Genomic DNA, 19,880 nt, shown 5'->3' with positions numbered 1-19,880 from the left:
GTCGTCTGTAAGGGGACAGAGCGGAAGTTCGGAGCGGATGGTGCTCACGGACCCGGACACCGGTACTTTCCGGACAACCCCGGGGAGCACCTACTCCCTGCGCCGGACGGGGAGCGTACGCAGTCGTCCTTGGGGATGAGCGCATCCGTCCCCGAACAGTGCGGTAATGGATGCAGGGCCCGTACTGTGGGTTCTGTTGCAGTCGCTGGAGCTGGAGTCGGTCAGAAGGGGGCGCGCGAAGCCCATGAGCGGTGTCATGAAGCGTATGGGGATGATCTTCCGCGCGAAGGCCAACAAGGCCCTTGACCGGGCCGAGGACCCGCGCGAGACCCTCGATTACTCGTACCAGAAACAGCTGGAGCTGCTGCAGAAGGTGCGCCGCGGCGTCGCCGACGTGGCCACCAGCCGCAAGCGGCTGGAGCTGCAGCTCAACCAGCTCCAGTCCCAGTCGGGCAAGCTGGAGGACCAGGGCCGCAAGGCGCTGGCGCTGGGCCGCGAGGACCTGGCCCGCGAGGCGCTGTCCCGGCGCGCCGCGCTCCAGCAGCAGGTCACCGACCTGGAGACGCAGCACGCCACCCTCCAGGGCGAGGAGGAGAAGCTCACCCTTGCGGCCCAGCGCCTCCAGGCCAAGGTGGACGCCTTCCGCACGAAGAAGGAGACCATCAAGGCCACCTACACGGCGGCCCAGGCGCAGACCCGCATCGGCGAGGCGTTCTCCGGCATCTCCGAGGAGATGGGCGACGTCGGCCTGGCCATCCAGCGGGCCGAGGACAAGACGGCTCAGCTCCAGGCCCGCGCCGGTGCCATCGACGAGCTGCTTGCCTCCGGTGCCCTCGACGACCAGTCGGGCATGCACAAGGACGACATCCAGGCCGAGCTGGACCGCCTCTCCGGTGGTACGGATGTAGAGCTGGAACTGCAGCGCATGAAGGCCGAGCTGGCCGGCGGCTCCACCGCCGACCGCCAGGCCATCGAGGGCGGCCAGGGGCAGGGCCAGGCCGCCCCGCAGTCCCAGCCGCAGGACACCCCGCGCTTCGACAAGCAGTAGCCCACGCCTAGGAGGGCCGACATGATCGTACGGATCATGGGGGAGGGACAGCTGACGCTGGCCGACGGCCGGCTCGGTGAGCTGAACAAGCTGGACGACGAGCTCCTGGCCGAGATGGAGAACGGCGACGGCCCCGGCTTCCGCGCGACCCTTAAGGCCCTCCTGGCCAAGGTCCGCGAACTGGGCGAGCCCCTCCCGGACGACACCCTGGAGCCCTCCGACCTCATCCTCCCGTCCCCGGACGCCACCCTGGAGGAGGTCCGGGAGCTGCTGAGCGACGACGGCCTCATCCCGGGGAGTGCCTGACGGTGCCTTCCTGACGCAGGCAGGCAACCATCAGCCCGCCCGGTACCCTGTCGACGCGGGTCGATATCCCCAGCCCGTTTCGGTCCCTTTCCGACGCGGACCGGCGCATCCAGCCCGTTTCGGTGCCTTTCCGACGCGGGTCGGCATATCCAGCCTGTTTCGGTGCCTTTCCGGCGCGGGTCGGCACATCCAGCCCGTCCGGCGTTTGAGGGCGAGGCCCGTCCAGGGCCGAAGCGGGGGCCCGGGGGCGCAGCTCCCCTCAAGACGCCCACTGCATGCGGGGCCCCTCATAAGACACCCCCACTCCAGCTACCGTAAAAAACCGTGAGCACCCTCGCCCGCGCCCGCTGCACCATCGGCGCCCACCCCTCCGCCCTGGACACCGCCCTCGCCGCGGCCGTCCTGCTGTGCATGGTCGCCGGTTCCTTCGTGGACCCGCACGGCCCGGAGGGCGTCAGCTGGGGCCTGCGCACCCCGGACGCGCTCAGCCTCGCCCTCATGACCGCCGGCGCCGCCGCGCTCGCCTTCCGCCGGCGGGCACCGATGGCGGTCCTCGTCGTCACCGGTGCCGTCTCCGTGGTCGAGAGCGTCACCGGCGACCCGCGCGCCCCGGTCGTGATGTCCGCCGTCATCGCCCTCTTCACCGTCGCCGCCTCCACCGACCGCCACACCACCTGGCGGGTCGGCCTGCTCACCATGACGGTGCTCACCGGCGCCGCGATGCTCGCCGGCCCCCTGCCCTGGTACGCGCAGGAGAACCTCGCCGTCTTCGCCTGGACCGGCATCGGCGCCACCGCCGGGGACGCCGTCCGCAGCCGCCGCGCCTTCGTGCAGGCCATCCGGGACCGGGCGGAGAAGGCCGAGCGCACCCGGGAGGAGGAGGCCCGCCGCCGGGTCGCCGAGGAACGGCTGCGCATCGCCCGCGACCTGCACGACGTGGTCGCCCACCACATCGCGCTGGTCAACGTGCAGGCCGGGGTCGCCTCGCACGTCATGGACAAGCGCCCCGACCAGGCCAAGGAGGCGCTCGCCCACGTACGGGAGGCCAGCCGCTCCGCGCTGGACGAGCTGCGGGCCACCGTCGGCCTGCTCCGCCAGTCCGGCGACCCGGAGGCACCGACCGAGCCCGCCCCGGGCCTCGCCCGCCTCGACGAACTCGTGAGCACCTTCCACCACGCCGGACTGCGGGTCGAGCTGGCCCGCACCGACCAGGACACCGAGCTGCCCGCCGCCGTCGACCTGGCCGCGTACCGCATCATCCAGGAGGCGCTGACCAATGTGCAGAAGCACGCGGGACGGCAGGCGAAGGCGGAGGTCAGCGTCGTGCGGGTCGGTCCGAACATCGAGGTGACCGTGCTCGACGACGGGACGGGCGAGGGCGAGGCCCCGGACGCCCCGGTCGAGGGCGGCGGGCACGGGCTGCTCGGCATGCGCGAGCGCGTCACCGCCGTGCGCGGCACCCTCACCACCGGTCCCCGCTACGGCGGCGGTTTCCGCGTGCATGCGATCCTTCCGGTCAGGAGCCGTACCGACGCCGCCCCCCAAGCCACGAGGGACCCCGTATGACGATCCGTGTCCTGCTCGCCGACGACCAGGCGCTGCTGCGCAGCGCCTTCCGGGTGCTGGTCGACTCCGAGCCCGACATGGAGGTGGTGGGGGAGGCGTCCGACGGCGCGGAGGCGGCCCGGCTGGCCGCCGAGCGGCGGGCCGACGTGGTGCTGATGGACATCCGGATGCCCGGCACCGACGGTCTCGCCGCCACCCGCATGATCAGCGCCGACCCGGCCCTCGCCCACGTCCGCGTGGTCATACTGACCACCTTCGAGGTCGACGACTACGTGGTGCAGTCGCTGCGCGCCGGTGCCTCCGGCTTCCTCGGCAAGGGTTCGGAGCCCGAGGAACTGCTCAGCGCGATCCGGGTCGCGGCCGGCGGCGAGGCGCTGCTGTCGCCGACCGCCACCAAGGGGCTGATCGCCCGCTTCCTCGCCCAGCAGGACACGGCCGCCGAGGACCGCGACCCGGCCCGCGCCGAGCGGCTGGAGTCGCTGACCGTGCGGGAGCGCGAGGTGCTGGTCCAGGTGGCCGGCGGGCACTCCAACGACGAGATCGCCGAGCGCCTGGAAGTCAGCCCGCTCACCGTGAAGACCCACGTGAACCGAGCCATGGCCAAGCTGGGCGCCCGGGACCGCGCCCAACTGGTCGTCATCGCGTACGAATCCGGGCTGGTACGTCCAAGGGTGGAGTGAGTGCCGCTCCCGTGTACTGCGGGGGGAGTAGGCGCGGGATAAGGAAATGGACCTGGGGCCTAGGGATGCGGGGCCCCGCATGGCTCAGGGTGTTGGGGTGGGCGCTCACCTGTGTCGCCCGCGCCCGGCGCTGCCATGTGCCCCGTCCCCCGCTCGGCCACAGAAGAGAGACCCTGATCCATGTCCTGGCTGTCGAGATTCAGCCTCGCGCAACGGGCCCTGATAGGGCTGATGTCGATCGTCGCGCTCGTCTTCGGGGCGATCGCGATCCCCCAGCTCAAGCAGCAGCTGCTGCCCACCATCGAACTGCCCATGGTGTCGGTGCTGGCTCCGTACCAGGGTGCCTCGCCGGACGTGGTCGAGAAGCAGGTCGTCGAGCCGATCGAGGACAACCTCGAAGCGGTGGACGGGATCTCGGGCGTCACCTCCACGGCCAGTGAGGGCAGCGCCGTCATCATGGCGTCCTTCGACTACGGCCCGAACACCCAGCAGCTGGTCGCCGACGTCCAGCAGGCCGTGAACCGGGCCCGCGCCCAGCTCCCGGAGGACGTGGACCCGCAGGTGATCTCCGGCTCGACGGACGACATCCCGACCGTCGTCCTCGCCGTCACCTCGGACAAGGACCAGCAGGCGCTGGCCGACCAGCTCGACAAGACCGTCGTCTCCGAGCTGAAGGACATCGACGGGGTCGCCCAGGTCGTGGTCGACGGCGTCCGCGACGTCGAGGTTACGGTCACGCCGGACCCGGCGAAGCTGGCCGCGGCGAAGGTGAGCCCGCAGGTGCTCGCCCAGTCCCTGCAGGCCGGCGGCGCGACCGTCCCGGCCGGTTCCTTCGACGAGGGCGGCGCCAACCGCACCGTCCAGGTCGGCGGCGGCTTCACCTCGGTCAAGCAGATCCAGGACCTCATGGTCACCGGTGAGGGCGTCGTCAAGCCCGTCCGCCTCGGCGACGTCGCCACCGTCAAGGAGGAGGAGGCCCGGGCCGACTCCCTCACCCGCACCAACGGCAAGCCGTCCCTCGCGGTCGCCGTGACGATGGACCACGACGGCAGTGCGGTCTCCATCTCGAACGCCGTCGAGGACAAGCTCCCCGACCTGCGCGAGCAGCTCGGTTCCGGCGCCACCCTCACCGTCGTCAGCGACCAGGGCCCGGCCGTGTCCAAGGCCATCTCCGGCCTGACCACGGAGGGCGGGCTCGGACTGCTCTTCGCCGTCCTGGTCATCCTGGTCTTCCTCGCGTCGCTCCGCTCCACCCTGGTCACCGCGGTCTCCATCCCGCTGTCGGTGGTGCTGGCGCTGATCGTCCTGTGGACGCGCGACCTGTCGCTCAACATGCTGACGCTGGGCGCGCTGACCATCGCCATCGGCCGGGTCGTCGACGACTCGATCGTGGTCCTGGAGAACATCAAGCGCCACCTCGGCTACGGCGAGGAGCGCAAGGACGCCATCCTGGGCGCCGTCCGCGAGGTCGCCGGGGCGGTCACCTCCTCCACGCTCACCACCGTCGCCGTGTTCCTGCCGATCGGTCTGGTCGGCGGCATGGTCGGCGAGCTGTTCGGCTCCTTCAGCCTCACCGTCACCGCGGCGCTGCTCGCGTCCCTGCTGGTGTCGCTGACGGTGGTCCCGGTGCTGTCGTACTGGTTCCTGCGGCCCCCGAAGGGCACCCCCGAGGACGCGGCCGAGGCCCGCAGGCTGGCCGAGGAGAAGGAGGCCAAGAGCCGCCTGCAGCGCTTCTACGTCCCCGTCCTGCGCTTCGCCACCCGCCGCCGCCTGACCAGCGTGGCCATCGCGGTCGTCGTGCTGGTCGGCACCTTCGGCATGGCGCCGCTGCTGAAGACCAACTTCTTCGACCAGGGCGAGCAGGAGGTGCTCAGCGTCAAGCAGGAGCTGAAGCCCGGCACCAGCCTCGGCGCGACCGACGCGCAGGTGAAGAAGGTCGAGAAGCTGCTCGGCGACACCGAGGGCGTCAAGGACTTCCAGGTCACCATCGGTTCGTCCGGCTTCATGGCCGCCTTCGGCGGCGGCACGGACACCAACCAGGCCTCGTACCAGATCATGCTGGAGGACTCGGCGAACGCCGACGACGTCCAGGACCACATCGAGGACGGGCTGGCCGAGCTCGGCGACGGCATCGGCACCACCACCATCGCCGCCGGTGACGGCTTCGGCAGCCAGGACCTGAGCGTCGTCGTCAAGGCGGCCGACGCGCAGGTGCTCCGCGAGGCCTCCGAGCAGGTCCGCAAGACGGTCGCCGGACTCGACGACGTCACCGACGTCACCAGCGACCTGGCGCAGAGCGTGCCGCGGATCTCGGTCAAGGCCAACGCGAAGGCCGCCGAGGCCGGCTTCAGCGACCAGACCCTCGGCGCGGCCGTCGCCCAGGCGGTGCGCGGCACCCCGGCCGCCAAGGCCACCCTGGACGACACCGAGCGCGACGTGGTCATCCGGTCGGCGCAGCCCGCCGACACCATGGCCGAGCTGAAGGCGCTGAACCTGGGCCCGGCGAAGCTCGGTGACATCGCCACCGTGCAGCTGGTGGACGGCCCGGTGTCGATGACCCGCATCGACGGGCAGCGCGCGGCGACCATCACCGCCAAGCCGACCGGCGACAACACCGGCGCGGTCAGCGCGGACCTCCAGTCGAAGATCAACGGCCTGGACCTGCCGGCCGGCGCCACCGCCGAGATCGGCGGCGTCACCGCGGACCAGGACGAGGCCTTCGTCAACCTGGGTCTCGCCATGCTCGCGGCGATCGCCATCGTGTTCATGCTGCTGGTCGGCACCTTCCGGTCGCTGGCCCAGCCGCTGATCCTGCTGGTGTCGATCCCGTTCGCGGCGACCGGCGCGATCGGCCTGCTGGTCGCCACGGGCACCCCGATGGGCGTCCCGGCGATGATCGGCATGCTGATGCTGATCGGCATCGTGGTCACCAACGCCATCGTGCTGATCGACCTGATCAACCAGTACCGCAAGCAGGGCTACGGCGTCGTCGAGGCCGTCATCGAGGGCGGCCGCCACCGGCTGCGCCCGATCCTCATGACGGCCCTGGCGACGATCTTCGCCCTGCTCCCGATGGCGCTGGGCGTCACCGGCGAGGGCGGCTTCATCGCCCAGCCGCTCGCGGTGGTCGTGATCGGCGGTCTGATCACGTCGACGCTGCTGACCCTGCTGCTGGTCCCGACGCTCTACGCGATGCTGGAGCTGCGCAAGGAGCGGCGCGCGAAGAAGCGGGCCGCGAAGAAGGGCCTGCCCGAGCAGTCGCAGCAGCCGTCGGAGGAAGCGGAGCCGGCCCAGGTCTGACACCTGCCGGCCCGACGCAGGCGCCCCCGTGGACTCTCCCACGGGGGCGCCCGTGCGAGGAACGGCAGACGGGCCGGCGCCGAGGCGGCGCGGTGCGGCGCGGGGGCGTCAGTGTCCCGACAGCGCGGCGATGCCGCCGAACAGCACGACCGCCGCGAGGATCACCAGGGCCAGCAGCACACCCATGCAGAATCCGCACCCCTGCCCCGCCCCGCGGCCGAACGAACCCCCGTCCCCACCGGGGACCTGCCCCTGACCTGCCATGACAGCCCTCCAGTCGCTCCCGGACCCCACCGTCGCACAGGCGGCCCCGCGGGCCAACGACGCCGCTGAAGGTGTGCACTCAGGGCCGCACCTTCCTGCGCGGATCGAGAAGGGCCCCGTCCGGTCGCCGCAGAAGGTGACCGGGCGGGGCCCGTGCGCGCGGGGGCCGGTTACGGCAGCGCCAGCATCCGCTCCAGGGCCAGCTTGGCGAACGCCTCCGTCTCCTTGTCGACCTCGATGCGGTTGACCAGGGTGCCCTCGGCCAGGGATTCGAGGGCCCAGACCAGGTGCGGGAGGTCGATGCGGTTCATGGTCGAGCAGAAGCAGACCGTCTTGTCGAGGAAGACGATCTCCTTGCCCTCGGGGGCGAAACGGTTCGCCAGGCGGCGGACCAGGTTCAGTTCGGTGCCGATGGCCCACTTGGAACCGGCCGGGGCCGCCTCCAGGGCCTTGATGATGTACTCGGTCGAGCCGACGTAGTCCGCCGCGGCCACGACCTCGTGCTTGCACTCCGGGTGCACCAGGACGTTCACGCCCGGTATGCGCTCCCGCACGTCGTTCACCGAGTCGAGGCTGAAGCGGCCGTGCACCGAGCAGTGCCCGCGCCACAGGATCATCTTCGCCCCGCGCAGCTCCTGCGCGCTCAGCCCGCCGTTCGGCTTGTGCGGGTTGTAGACGACGCAGTCCTCCAGGGACATGCCCATGTCCCGCACCGCCGTGTTGCGGCCCAGGTGCTGGTCCGGCAGGAACAGGACCTTCTCGCCCTGCTCGAAGGCCCAGTCCAGGGCGCGCTTGGCGTTGGACGAGGTGCAGATGGTGCCGCCGTGCTTGCCGGTGAACGCCTTGATGTCCGCGGAGGAGTTCATGTACGACACGGGCACGACCTGCTCGGCGATCCCGGCCTCGGTCAGCACGTCCCAGCACTCGGCGACCTGCTCGGCGGTGGCCATGTCCGCCATGGAGCAGCCGGCCGCCAGGTCGGGCAGGACCACCTTCTGGTCGTCCGAGGTCAGGATGTCGGCCGACTCCGCCATGAAGTGCACACCGCAGAAGACGATGTACTCGGCCTCCGGGCGCGCGGCCGCGTCCCGGGCCAGCTTGAAGGAGTCGCCCGTGACGTCGGCGAACTGGATGACCTCGTCGCGCTGGTAGTGGTGACCGAGGACGAAGACCTTGTCACCGAGCTTCTCCTTGGCCGCACGGGCGCGCGCGACCAGGTCCGGGTCGGAGGCCGAGGGCAGGTCCCCGGGGCACTCCACTCCGCGCTCGCTCCTCGGATCGGCCTCGCGGCCGAGCAGCAGCAGGGCGAGGGGCGTCGGCTGTACGTCGAGCTCCTGGGTTTGGGCGGTGGTCACGACACGCACCCTTTCTACTTTTCGATCGACCTTTTCGTCGAACTGACGCTATATATCATAACCGCTTCACGTCACTTTGACGATGCCCATAGTGTCGGTGTGACGTGAATCCCGGCGCCCGAGCCGCCGCCCGAGCCGCCCCCGAGCCGTCGTCCGCGGCCGTGGTCCGCGGTCGCCGTCCACAGGCCGCTGACCGTCGGCGGGGGCGTGTGCGAGCATGAAGGGGACGCCGAGGACAAAGACTCGGCCGTGCCCGGAATGAATCCGCGGCTCCGTCGGTTGACACCGTCGGCAAGCAGTCTCCGTACAACCCGGGAGAGATGTAGATGTCCGTATCGGACGAGACCACCACCGTCACCGACGGCATCATCCTGACCGACGCCGCCGCGTCGAAGGTCAAGGCGCTGCTCGACCAGGAAGGCCGCGACGACCTCGCGCTGCGCGTCGCCGTCCAGCCCGGCGGCTGCTCCGGCCTGCGCTACCAGCTCTTCTTCGACGAGCGCTCGCTCGACGGCGACGTGGTGAAGGACTTCGGCGGCGTCAAGGTCACCACCGACCGCATGAGCGCCCCGTACCTGGGCGGAGCCACCATCGACTTCGTGGACACGATCGAGAAGCAGGGCTTCACGATCGACAACCCGAACGCGACGGGCTCCTGCGCCTGCGGCGACTCGTTCAGCTGACGGGCCGAGCCGCACGGCACCCGAGCGTGACAAGGGCGGCGGCCCGGGGTTCCTCCCCGGGCCGCCGCCCTTGTCGTGTCACGCCGCGGGTTCAGCGGCCCCCGGACGGGGCCGGCAGCCGCGCGCCCGGCTTGTGCACCGGGATGTCCTCGCCGTCCGAGCCCACCACCGTCCGGTCGCCCAGCGGCCGGTCCAGCGGCACCGTCCGCTCGTACTCCTTGGCGATCAGGATGCAGACCTTGTCCGGATGCGGGGTCTCGGTCACCGTGACGGTCACCTTCCCGCCGCTCTCCTCGGCCTCGGCGGCGTAGTCGGAGCACACGCCGCCGGTGAAGTGCACCGTCAGCTCGCCGTCCGCGGCCGTGTAGCCGCTCACCCGCACGTCCCGCGGCTCGCCCGGCTTCGCGGTCGGTTCGGGCTTCGCGGTCGGCTCGTCGGACGGCACGGGGGAGGCGGGCGAGGCGGATGACACCGTGGTCAGGTACTTCGGGTCGACCGCCGGGTACGTGACCGTGACGGCGGCGTCCGCGCCCGGTGCCCGTACCTCGAACAGCCAGGACGGCACCAGCGTCGGCCGGCCCCGCACCGGATGCGCGGCCAGCCCGAACACCGCCTCCTCGACGGTGGCCACCCGCTCCTTCCCCGTCCCCGGCCGCTCCGGAGTCCCGGTCGGCAGCTCACAGGGCAGGTCCGTGCCGTCCTGATGCGGTACGGGACTCGCGCAGCCGCCGATGCCCCCGGCGCCCGCACCCGACCCGGCACCCGGCGCGTTCAGCCGCGCCAGCGTCTGCCCGGCGTCCAGGACGGGATACGTGTCCCCCTTGACCGGCGCCTTCACCCGGCCGCTGCCGCCGACCACCTCGCCCCGCGCGTCGACGACGACCCCGGTCGTCCAGCCGTACGTGGGCAGCCCGCCCACCTCCGGTTCCGCGTTCACGGCCCGCCGGGCGCCCATGACCTGGCCCGCGTCCAGCTTGGCGTCGTCCTGGCCCAGCGCCTTCAGCACCGGAGCCGCCGCCTTCTTCGCGGCCGCCTCGCCCACCGGGTCCCCGTCGGCGGACGGGGTCTTGCACTCGGGGCCCTTCTTGCAGTTGTCCGTGCGGGGCGTGTACCGGTGGAAGGTCCAGGTGCCCGGCGCCTGCCGTTCCACCGTGAGCAGCGGCCCGGAACCGTCCTCGGCGTTGCCGACCCGCCACGCCCCGCCCTGGGTGCGGGGCGTCCCCTCGACGCCCAGTGCCCCGGCCAGCCGGGCCACCTCGGCCTCGGTGACCTCGCCCTCGGCCCGGTACACCGGCGCCGAGCCGGGTCCGTCGGGGAGCGGCCCGTCGGCGCGGTAGGTGACGCCGTACGGGTCGGGCTCGCCGGGCGCGATGCCGTTCGAGCCGCCCTCGGGGGAGGTTCCGGCGTAGTCGTCGAGGGGGAGCGGCGGGGGAGTGCCGTCGCCCGAGGCACCGGACGCCGTACCGCCGTCCGGGTCGCCGTCGGCGGCGGACGTGGCCACATAGGCGCCGCCCGCTCCCACGAGCAGCACGGCCGCGGCGACCGACGCGACCGCGACCGCCCGGGGGCGCCGCCGCGCGGGACGGCCGCCGCCGGCCTCGTCGGCGGCCGCGTCGTCGTTGTCGGGTCGCTCGGTGTTCACCGCATCGCTCCTTCGGCTGTTACTGGGGACAGCGATGGGACGCGGTGGGGCGGGAACCGGTTCCCGGCGGCGGCACGCGTCGCCCGAACGGCCCCGGAGCCCGCCCGGGGGCGCTCAGTCGCCGTAGTCCGACATCGCGTCCAGCAACCGGGCGTAGGCCGGCGGCACCCGCACCCCGTGGATGAGGGTGAGCGGCACCGGCCGGGCGGAGACGTCGGCGGGCGCCGACCAGCGAGGGGTCATCCGCGCGCAGTCACCGCGCAGCGACGCCAGGTCGCCGTCCAGGTCGGCCGGGGCGGGGTCGACGGTCCTCGGATTCGTCATAACAGAACCGTAGGCACGTCCCGTACCGCGAAGAAAGTTGTACTACCGGGTAGTTTCGCCTGCTTCAGGCCGGCGGCGCCGCCGGGTAGCGTGAACCGTCAACCCGCCTCCCCTCAGGAGAGAGTCCACGCCGTGCGCATCGCAGTCACCGGCTCCATCGCCACCGACCACCTCATGACCTTCCCCGGACGCTTCTCGGACCAGCTCGTCGCGGACCAGCTGCACACGGTCTCGCTCTCCTTCCTGGTCGACCAGCTGGACGTGCGCCGGGGCGGCGTCGCCGCGAACATCGCCTTCGGCATGGGTCAGCTCGGCACCCGGCCGGTCCTGGTCGGCGCGGCCGGCGCGGACTTCGACGAGTACCGGGCCTGGCTCGACCGGCACGGCGTCGACACCGGCTCGGTCCGCATCTCCGAGACCCTGCACACCGCACGCTTCGTCTGCACCACCGACGCCGACCACAACCAGATCGGCTCCTTCTACACGGGCGCGATGAGCGAGGCCCGGCTCATCGAACTGAAGACCGTCGCCGACCGCGTGGGCGGCCTCGACCTGGTCTCCATCGGCGCCGACGACCCCGAGGCGATGCTCCGGCACACCGAGGAGTGCCGCACCCGCTCCATCCCCTTCGCCGCCGACTTCTCCCAGCAGATCGCCCGGATGAACGGCGACGAGATTCGGATACTGCTGGACGGGGCGACCTACCTCTTCTCCAACGAGTACGAGAAGGGGCTCATCGAGACCAAGACCGGCTGGAGCGACGCCGAGATCCTCGGCCGCGTCGGCCACCGCGTCACCACCCTGGGCGCGCGGGGCGTGCGCATCGAGCGGGCCGGCGGGGACACCATCGAGGTCGGCGTCCCCGACGAGGAGCGCAAGGCCGACCCCACGGGCGTCGGCGACGCCTTCCGCGCGGGGTTCCTGTCGGGGCTGGCGTGGGGGGTCTCGCTGGAGCGCGCGGCGCAGGTGGGCTGCATGCTGGCGACCCTCGTCATCGAGACGGTGGGGACGCAGGAGTACCAGTTGCGGCGCGGGCACTTCATGGAGCGGTTCACCAAGGCTTACGGGGAGGAGGCCGCGGGGGAGGTCCGGACGCACCTGGGCTGATTTCGGGGGCGACCGTCCGGTACAGCCCCGCGCCCCTGGCGTGCCTACCTGATCCGGCGGACCAGGTAGGCCGTTCCCTCTTCCGCCGGCTCCTCGCCCGCGTACTCCTGGCCCCGCATCTCGCACCAGGCCGGGATGTCCAGGCGGGCCGCCTCGTCGTCGGACAGGACGCGGACCGTGCCGCCGACGGGGACGTCGCCGATGACCTTGGCCAGTTCGATCACCGGAACGGGGCAGCGCCGGCCCAGCGCGTCCACGACGAGGCCGGGGCCGGCCGCGCGGACGGGCTCCGTCGCGGCCGGCGCCCCCAGCTTCTCGCGCACCGCGGCCACCGTGCCCGGCAGCACCTCCAGGAACCGCTCGACGTCCTCCGCCGCGGTCCCCGGCGGCAGCGACACCCGGACGTTGCCCTCGCTGAGCACCCCCATCGCCCGCAGGACGTGGCTCGGCGTCAGCGTGCTGCTGGTGCAGGACGATCCGGACGACACGGAGAAACCGGCGCGGTCCAGCTCGTGCAGCAAGGTCTCCCCGTCGACATAGAGACAGGAGAAGGTGACGATCCCGGGCAGCCGCCGCGACGGATCGCCGACCACCTCCACGTCCGGCACCAGATCCCGCACCCGGGACCGGATCCGCTCCGTCAGCTCCCGCAGCCGGGCCGCCTCCGCCGCCGCCTCGGCACGCACCGCCCGCAGCGACGCCGCCGCGGCCACGATCGCCGGCAGGTTCTCGAACCCGGGCGACCGCCCCGACTCCCGCTCGTCCCCGGGCCCTTGCGGCGCGAACCTGACCCCCTTGCGCACCACGAGCAGCCCGACGCCCGAGGGCCCGCCCCACTTGTGCGCGCTGCCCGTCAGCACCGACCAGCCGCCCTCGACCCGGCCCCAGCCCAGCGACTGGGCCGCGTCCACCAGCAGCGGCACACCGGCGGCCCGGCACGCCTCCGCCACCCGGGACACCGGCTGCTCCGTGCCCACCTCGTGGTTGGCCGACTGGAGACAGGTCAGCGCCGTGTCCTCGCGCAGGGCGGCCGCGTACGCCGCCGGGTCGACCGCGCCCGTCCGGTCGACCGGTACCTCCGTGACGCTCCCGCCGCCGGCCTCGTGCGCCTCGGCCGCATGCAGTACGGAGGAGTGTTCGACCGCTGACACGATCAGGTGCGATCCGACGCGCCGACGCCCGGCCAGCACCCCCGCCACGCCTGAATGCACCGCCCGCGTCCCCGAAGGGGTGAACACCAACTCGTCCGGCCGACACCCCACGCACTCGGCCATCGCCTCCCGGGCGGCATCGAGCAGCAACCGCGCCCGCCGCCCTTCGCGGTACAGCCGAGCAGGATCGGCCCACCCCTCGTCGAGAGACGCCAACAGCGCCTGCCGGGCAACGGGATGAAGGGGAGCAGCGGAAGCAGCATCGAAGTAGGCCACGGGCCAACGCTATGACGCAGGGCAGGAAAGCGCCGCCAAGGGGCGCGGGGCTGTGCCATGTGCGGCTCCGCCGCGTGGGCGCGACAAGCCGCAACGGCCCGTCAGCCGCCAACGACACCGCACCATCCCGCCCCGTAGGCGCCCCATCCCACCCTTAAAGAGTGACCCCCGGCGCGTATGCCACCCTCCCCGCGACCCCCCGGAGGGCGTCGGCTAGGGTTTGGTCCGCATAAACATCAAACCCCTGCCCGACGCAGGGCGGCGACCGACCAGCGAGAAGGCAGGCCGCAGCCAACCGCGCGGGCGAGACTCTCGGGAAGGCGCTACGTGAGTCCCAACGGCTCCGACCGCTCGCCGCGGCGCCCGATGCGGCGGAAGCTGCTGCAGGCACTGACCGCGGGCCTGGTCCTGGCGACCGCCACCGGTTGCACATACGAGGACTTCCCCCGCCTCGGCATGCCCACCCCCACCACGGAAGAGGCTCCGCGGATCCTCTCCCTGTGGCAGGGCTCCTGGGCAGCCGCGCTGGCCACCGGCGTGCTGGTGTGGGGCCTGATCCTGTGGAGTGTCTTCTTCCACCGGCGCAGCCGCACCAAGGTCGAGGTCCCTCCGCAGACCAGGTACAACCTGCCCATCGAGGCGCTGTACACCATGGTTCCGCTCGTCATCGTCTCGGTGCTGTTCTACTTCACCGCGCGCGACGAGTCCGATCTCATGAGCCTCAAGAAGAAGCCGGACGTCACGGTCAACGTGGTCGGCTTCCAGTGGAGCTGGTGCTTCAACCACATCGAGGACGTTCCGGGCTCCACCGGCGACGCCAAGACCTCCAAGGAACTGGCCGGCATCCCGGACCGGTACATCGAGGACTTCCCGGCCAACGCGGGCGGTGTCTACGACTGCGGCACCCCCGGCACGCGGAACCCGCAGACCAACAACCCGGGTCCGACCCTCTGGCTCCCCAAGGGCAAGACGGTCCGCTTCGTCCTGACCTCGCGTGACGTCATCCACTCCTTCTGGGTGGTGCCGTTCCTGATGAAGCAGGACGTGATTCCGGGCCACACCAACGCCTTCGAGGTGACCCCCAACAAGGAGGGGACCTTCCTGGGCAAGTGCGCCGAGCTGTGCGGCGTGGACCACTCACGGATGCTGTTCAACGTCAAGGTCGTCTCCCCGGAGCGCTACGAGCAGCACCTCCAGGACCTCGCGAAGAAGGGGCAGACCGGTTACGTTCCCGCGGGCATCGCTCAGACGAGCCACGAGAAGAACCGGGAGACGAACAACCTGTGAGCATCCTCAACGAACCCCAGGGTGCCTCGGCAGCGGAGGACTCGTACGAGAACGAGCTGCCGGTACGGCGCAAGCAGCCCGGCAACGTCGTGATCAAGTGGTTGACGACCACTGACCACAAGACGATCGGCACGCTGTATCTCGTGACGTCGTTCGCGTTCTTCGTGATCGGCGGCGTGATGGCGCTGTTCATGCGCGCCGAGCTGGCCCGGCCGGGTCTGCAGATCATGTCGAACGAGCAGTTCAACCAGGCGTTCACGATGCACGGCACGATCATGCTGCTGATGTTCGCGACGCCGCTGTTCTCCGGCTTCGCGAACTGGATCATGCCGCTGCAGATCGGCGCGCCGGACGTCGCCTTCCCCCGGCTGAACATGTTCGCCTACTGGCTGTACCTGTTCGGCTCGACCATCGCGGTGGGCGGGTTCCTGACCCCGCAGGGCGCGGCCGACTTCGGCTGGTTCGCCTACTCGCCGCTGTCCGACGCGGTGCACTCGCCCGGTATCGGCGGCGACCTGTGGATCATGGGTCTGGCCTTCTCCGGCTTCGGCACCATCCTCGGCTCGGTCAACTTCATCACCACGATCATCTGCATGCGCGCGCCGGGCATGACCATGTTCCGCATGCCGATCTTCACCTGGAACGTGCTGCTGACCGGTGTGCTGGTCCTGCTGGCCTTCCCGGTGCTGGCCGCGGCCCTGTTCGCGCTGGAGGCCGACCGCAAGTTCGGCGCCCACATCTTCGACTCGTCCAACGGCGGAGCGTTGCTGTGGCAGCACCTGTTCTGGTTCTTCGGGCATCCAGAGGTGTACATCATCGCGCTGCCGTTCTTCGGCATCGTCAGTGAGATCATCCCGGTCTTCTCCCGCAAGCCGATCTTCGGCTACATGGGTCTGATCGGTGCGACGATCGCGATCGCGGGTCTGTCGGTGACGGTGTGGGCCCACCACATGTACGTCACGGGCGGCGTGCTGTTGCCGTTCTTCTCCTTCATGACCTTCCTGATCGCGGTCCCGACCGGTGTGAAGTTCTTCAACTGGATCGGCACCATGTGGAAGGGCTCGCTGTCCTTCGAGACACCGATGCTGTGGTCCACCGGCTTCCTGATCACCTTCCTCTTCGGTGGTCTGACCGGTGTCATCCTCGCCTCGCCGCCGCTGGACTTCCACGTCTCCGACTCGTACTTCGTGGTGGCGCACTTCCACTACGTGGTGTTCGGCACCGTGGTGTTCGCGATGTTCGCCGGCTTCCACTTCTGGTGGCCGAAGTTCACCGGCAAGATGCTGGACGAGCGCCTCGGCAAGATCACCTTCTGGACGCTGTTCGTCGGCTTCCACGGCACCTTCCTGGTTCAGCACTGGCTGGGCGCCGAGGGCATGCCGCGCCGCTACGCCGACTACCTGGCGGCGGACGGCTTCACCGCCCTGAACACGATCTCGACGATCAGCTCGTTCCTGCTCGGCATGTCGATGCTGCCGTTCTTCTACAACATCTGGAAGACCGCCAAGTACGGCAAGAAGATCGAGGTGGACGACCCGTGGGGCTACGGCCGTTCGCTGGAGTGGGCGACCTCCTGCCCGCCGCCGCGGCACAACTTCCTCACGCTGCCGCGCATCCGCAGCGAATCCCCCGCCTTCGACCTGCACCACCCCGAGATCTCCGCGATCGACCAGCTGGAGAACGTCGGCCACGGTGAGAAGGCCCTCGCCGGCGGCAAGGAGGCCGGGAAGTGAAGATCCAGGGCAAGATTTTCATCTGGCTGAGCCTGTTCATCCTGGCCGTGGCCGTGGTCTACGGCTACTGGTCCAAGGAGCCGGCCGGCACCACGGCGCTCTTCCTCGCCTTCGGCCTGGCCATCATGATCGGCTTCTACCTCGCCTTCACGGCGCGGCGGGTCGACGCCGGTGCGCAGGACAACACGGAGGCGGACGTCGCGGACGACGCCGGCGAGGTCGGGTTCTTCAGCCCGCACAGCTGGCAGCCGCTGGCGCTCGGTCTGGGCGGCGCCCTCGCCTTCCTGGGCGTGGCCGTCGGCTGGTGGATCATGTACTTCTCGGCACCGGTGATCCTGGTCGGCCTGTTCGGCTGGGTCTTCGAGTACTACCGCGGTGAGAACCGCACCCAGTAGCACGCGTCGAGCACGAAGGGGCCCGGACACTCCGTCAGGAGCGTCCGGGCCCCTTCGTCTGCCGTACCGTCTCTCACCCTTCCGGCTTACCCACCGTGCCGCCGTTGACGTCTCTCCCTAGCGTGAGGCCATGAGCATCACGGTTCACTTCCAGGCGCGGGGGCGTACGGTCGTCGGCTGCACCCTGCTGGTGATCGCCCTCGGCGCGAGCGGCACCGCCTGCCTCGGTGACGACGACAACCCGCTGTCCGCCACGCCCTACGACGCGGCCGGCCAGATCTCCTTCAACGGCCCCACGGACGCCGGGAAGAAGGCCGACCCGGACAAACCCCTGGAGGTGGTCGCCGAGGGCGCCGACGGGCGCATCACGGACGTCACCGCCGTGGACGCGGCCGGACGCCACGTCGCGGGCGAGCTGTCCGCCGACGGCGCCCGCTGGCACAGCACCTCTCCGCTGGCGGCCAACGCCAGCTACACGGTGCGGGTCAGCACCGAGGACGGGGACGGGGCGCCCGGCCGCAAGGTGCTCACCTTCGAGACCGGCAAGCCCGGCGCGAAGAAGACCCTGGACGTCACCTTCGGGCCCAAGGCGGGCGCGTACGGCGTCGGTCAGCCCGTCACCGCGGAACTGAGCCAGCCGGTCCGGGACCCGGCGCAGCGGGCCATAGTGGAGCGTGCCCTGAAGGTCGACTCCACCCCCGCGGTGAGCGGCGCCTGGTACTGGGTGGACGACAAGAAGCTGCACTACCGGCCCCAGGAGTACTGGCCCGCTCACGCCACCGTCCAGGTCCGCAGCACCCTGGAGGGCATCAAGATCGGCGACCGGATGTGGGGCGGCAAGGCGAAGCCGCTGAAGATCACCACGGACGACCGCGTCGTGGCCGTCACCGACGCCGCCGCGCACACGCTGACGGTCTTCAAGGACGGCGAGGAGATCCGCCAGATCCCGGTCACCACCGGCAAGCCCGGCTTCGAGACCCGCAACGGCGTCAAGGTCGTCCTCGGCAAGGAATCCTTCGTACGCATGCGCAGCAGCACCGTCGGCATCGCCGAGGGCTCCTCGGAGTCGTACGACCTGCCGGTCTACTGGGCCACCCGGGTGACCTGGAGCGGCGAGTACGTGCACGCCGCCCCCTGGTCTGTCGGCTCCCAGGGCATCGCCAACGTCAGCCACGGCTGCGTCGGCATGAGCACCGACAACGCGGAGTGGTTCTTCGAGACCGTCCAGGAGGGCGACCTCGTCGAGGTCGTCAACTCCGGCGGCGAGACGATGGAACCCTTCGGCAACGGCTTCGGCGACTGGAACATGGACTGGACCAAGTGGCGCACGGGCAGCGCCCTGACGGGCGGCACGGGCAACGCGACCGGCACGGCAGAGCAAGCCCGTCTGCGACCGGAGAGCGCATGAAGACGCCGTCCGGGGCAGCGCCGCCAGGGGCGCGGGGAACTGCGCGATCAACCCCCACCGGCCGTCAGCCGCCGAACGACGCAGCCGACCGGGCTCCAAGGCGCCCCTAGACGCCCTGCAGCCGCTTCTCCCGCAGCAGCGCGGCCAGCGCGGACGCGAACTCCACCGGCTCCACCGGCGCCGTCACCGCCGCCTCCGCCCGGCTCCAGGTCGCCAGCCACGCGTCCTGCGGCCGGGCGATGAGCAGCAGCACCGGCGGGCACTGGAAGACCTCGTCCTTGATCTGGCGGCACATGCCCATGCCGCCCATGGGCACCGCCTCACCGTCCAGGACGCAGACGTCGATCCCGCCCTTGTCCAGCTCCTTGAGCACGGCGGCCGGGGTGGCGCACTCCACGAACTCGACCACGGGCACGTCCGGAGCCGGCCGGCGCCCCGTCGCGAGCCGCACCTGTTCGCGGGTGTTGGAGTCGTCGCTGTAGACCAGCACCGTGGCGGTCGCCTGCATGCTTCCTCCGATACGCGGTGAGACCGGTGAAGGCTGTCGTAGCCCGTTGGGGCGGATGCTACTCCCTCGAACGCCCCGTCAGCACTGGTTCGGACAGCGCTTCGACGGGCCGTTCGATGGGCCATCCGGGCCGTACGAGCAGGGGGAACACACCGAACGGCACCCCCCGGGGTGAGGGCGGGATAAGCGACCGACATAATGTCGGTCGTGGCGACAGCAACGACAGTAGAAACCGGGCACGCGCACCCGTCGGTCAACCGGCCGAACCTCACCAGCGTCGGAACCATCATCTGGTTGAGTTCCGAGCTGATGTTCTTCGCGGCCCTCTTCGCGATGTACTTCACCCTGCGATCGGTGACCGGCCCGGACTTCTGGTCCGAGAAGGCCGACGCGCTGAACATCCCGTTCTCCGCGACGAACACCACGATCCTGGTGCTCTCCTCGCTCACCTGCCAGCTCGGCGTGTTCGCGGCCGAGCGCGGTGACGTGAAGAAGCTCCGGATGTGGTTCATCGTCACCTTCGTGATGGGTGCGATCTTCATCGGCGGTCAGGTGTTCGAGTACACCGAGCTGGTCAAGCACGAGGGCATCTCGCTCTCGTCCGACCCGTACGGCTCGGCGTTCTACCTGACCACCGGCTTCCACGGACTGCACGTGACGGGCGGCCTCATCGCCTTCCTGCTGGTCCTCGGCCGCACCTACGCGGCCCGGAGGTTCACCCACGAGCAGGCGACAGCCGCCATCGTCGTGTCCTACTACTGGCACTTCGTCGATGTGGTCTGGATCGGCCTGTTCGCCACGATCTACCTGATCAAGTAGTCGCGGCACGCACCCGCGCAATACCAGA

18 protein-coding genes are annotated in these 19,880 nt (G+C 70.7%); 12 read left to right on the top strand and 6 right to left on the bottom strand.

The genetic code is table 11. The features are described 5' to 3' along the window. Positions 1-256 precede the first annotated feature (256 nt). The 5 genes from K7854_RS01160 (at position 257) to K7854_RS01140 (ending at position 6,900) form a co-directional block, all read left to right on the top strand. On the top strand, positions 257-1,048 hold the full coding sequence (locus tag K7854_RS01160; RefSeq protein ID WP_264086733.1) for a PspA/IM30 family protein: 792 nt from the start codon (positions 257-259) through the stop codon (positions 1,046-1,048). A 21-nt stretch (positions 1,049-1,069) separates the two neighbouring features. Then, complete coding sequence (gene pspAA, locus K7854_RS01155) at positions 1,070-1,354, top strand: PspA-associated protein PspAA (protein WP_226024430.1); 285 nt, start codon at positions 1,070-1,072, stop codon at positions 1,352-1,354. 324 nt (positions 1,355-1,678) lie between these two features. Continuing rightward, positions 1,679-2,920: a sensor histidine kinase gene (locus K7854_RS01150; RefSeq protein ID WP_226024429.1), complete on the top strand. Its 1,242-nt coding sequence runs from the start codon at positions 1,679-1,681 to the stop codon at positions 2,918-2,920. Next, a complete protein-coding gene (locus tag K7854_RS01145) occupies positions 2,917-3,600 on the top strand; it encodes a response regulator (protein WP_226024428.1) in 684 nt (227 codons plus the stop codon). Before K7854_RS01150 ends, K7854_RS01145 begins: the two co-directional genes overlap by 4 nt. A 180-nt stretch (positions 3,601-3,780) precedes the next feature. Beyond that, positions 3,781-6,900, top strand: a complete 3,120-nt coding sequence (locus K7854_RS01140; RefSeq protein WP_226024427.1) for an efflux RND transporter permease subunit — start codon at positions 3,781-3,783, stop codon at positions 6,898-6,900. A gap of 108 nt (positions 6,901-7,008) precedes the next feature. Here K7854_RS01140 and K7854_RS01135 read toward each other — a convergent pair whose 3' ends face one another. Continuing rightward, on the bottom strand, positions 7,009-7,164 hold the full coding sequence (locus tag K7854_RS01135) for a hypothetical protein (protein WP_226024426.1): 156 nt from the start codon (positions 7,162-7,164) through the stop codon (positions 7,009-7,011). Positions 7,165-7,334: 170 nt separating this feature from the next. Further along, positions 7,335-8,519, bottom strand: coding sequence for a quinolinate synthase NadA (gene nadA / locus K7854_RS01130; protein ID WP_226024425.1), 1,185 nt, complete (start codon positions 8,517-8,519; stop codon positions 7,335-7,337). A gap of 326 nt (positions 8,520-8,845) precedes the next feature. Between nadA and K7854_RS01125 the strand changes: the two genes are divergently transcribed. After that, a complete protein-coding gene (locus K7854_RS01125; RefSeq protein ID WP_052839876.1) occupies positions 8,846-9,202 on the top strand; it encodes a HesB/IscA family protein in 357 nt (118 codons plus the stop codon). 91 nt (positions 9,203-9,293) lie between these two features. On the opposite strand, the gene K7854_RS01120 is transcribed toward K7854_RS01125, so the two are convergent. Both K7854_RS01120 and K7854_RS01115 read right to left on the bottom strand, forming a co-directional pair. Beyond that, positions 9,294-10,844, bottom strand: a complete 1,551-nt coding sequence (locus K7854_RS01120) for a hypothetical protein (protein ID WP_226024424.1) — start codon at positions 10,842-10,844, stop codon at positions 9,294-9,296. A 114-nt stretch (positions 10,845-10,958) separates the two neighbouring features. Continuing rightward, positions 10,959-11,168 carry a hypothetical protein gene (locus K7854_RS01115; RefSeq protein WP_226024423.1) on the bottom strand — a complete coding sequence of 70 codons (210 nt, stop codon included), beginning with the start codon at positions 11,166-11,168 and terminating at the stop codon, positions 10,959-10,961. Positions 11,169-11,300: 132 nt separating this feature from the next. Between K7854_RS01115 and K7854_RS01110 the strand changes: the two genes are divergently transcribed. Further along, positions 11,301-12,275: a carbohydrate kinase family protein gene (locus tag K7854_RS01110; protein WP_226024422.1), complete on the top strand. Its 975-nt coding sequence runs from the start codon at positions 11,301-11,303 to the stop codon at positions 12,273-12,275. A gap of 44 nt (positions 12,276-12,319) precedes the next feature. Here the strand turns inward: K7854_RS01110 and K7854_RS01105 are convergent, their stop codons facing one another. Next, on the bottom strand, positions 12,320-13,702 hold the full coding sequence (locus K7854_RS01105; protein WP_226024421.1) for a cysteine desulfurase/sulfurtransferase TusA family protein: 1,383 nt from the start codon (positions 13,700-13,702) through the stop codon (positions 12,320-12,322). A gap of 327 nt (positions 13,703-14,029) precedes the next feature. Between K7854_RS01105 and ctaC the strand changes: the two genes are divergently transcribed. The 4 genes from ctaC to K7854_RS01085 all read left to right on the top strand — a co-directional run bounded on the left by ctaC (position 14,030) and on the right by K7854_RS01085 (position 18,525). Then, positions 14,030-14,989 (top strand): aa3-type cytochrome oxidase subunit II, encoded by a 960-nt coding sequence (gene ctaC / locus K7854_RS01100; RefSeq protein ID WP_226024420.1) that lies wholly within the window; start codon positions 14,030-14,032, stop codon positions 14,987-14,989. After that, positions 14,986-16,722, top strand: a complete 1,737-nt coding sequence (gene ctaD / locus K7854_RS01095; protein WP_226024419.1) for an aa3-type cytochrome oxidase subunit I — start codon at positions 14,986-14,988, stop codon at positions 16,720-16,722. Before ctaC ends, ctaD begins: the two co-directional genes overlap by 4 nt. Next, on the top strand, positions 16,719-17,117 hold the full coding sequence (locus K7854_RS01090) for a cytochrome c oxidase subunit 4 (protein ID WP_226024418.1): 399 nt from the start codon (positions 16,719-16,721) through the stop codon (positions 17,115-17,117). The genes ctaD and K7854_RS01090 overlap by 4 nt, the downstream gene beginning before the upstream one ends. Before the next feature lie 130 nt (positions 17,118-17,247). Further along, positions 17,248-18,525, top strand: coding sequence for a L,D-transpeptidase (locus K7854_RS01085; protein ID WP_226024417.1), 1,278 nt, complete (start codon positions 17,248-17,250; stop codon positions 18,523-18,525). Between the two features lie 106 nt (positions 18,526-18,631). Here K7854_RS01085 and K7854_RS01080 read toward each other — a convergent pair whose 3' ends face one another. After that, positions 18,632-19,033, bottom strand: a complete 402-nt coding sequence (locus K7854_RS01080; protein WP_125632377.1) for a response regulator — start codon at positions 19,031-19,033, stop codon at positions 18,632-18,634. A gap of 198 nt (positions 19,034-19,231) precedes the next feature. Between K7854_RS01080 and ctaE the strand changes: the two genes are divergently transcribed. Next, positions 19,232-19,852 carry an aa3-type cytochrome oxidase subunit III gene (gene ctaE, locus K7854_RS01075; RefSeq protein ID WP_003976664.1) on the top strand — a complete coding sequence of 207 codons (621 nt, stop codon included), beginning with the start codon at positions 19,232-19,234 and terminating at the stop codon, positions 19,850-19,852. The last annotated feature ends 28 nt before the right edge of the window (positions 19,853-19,880 follow it).

The organism is Streptomyces hyderabadensis (assembly GCF_020404845.1).
Classification (GTDB): Bacteria; Actinomycetota; Actinomycetes; order Streptomycetales; family Streptomycetaceae; genus Streptomyces; species Streptomyces hyderabadensis.
The sequence above is the reverse complement of the archived record's forward strand: the minus strand, read 5'-3'. Positions and strand labels throughout refer to the sequence as shown.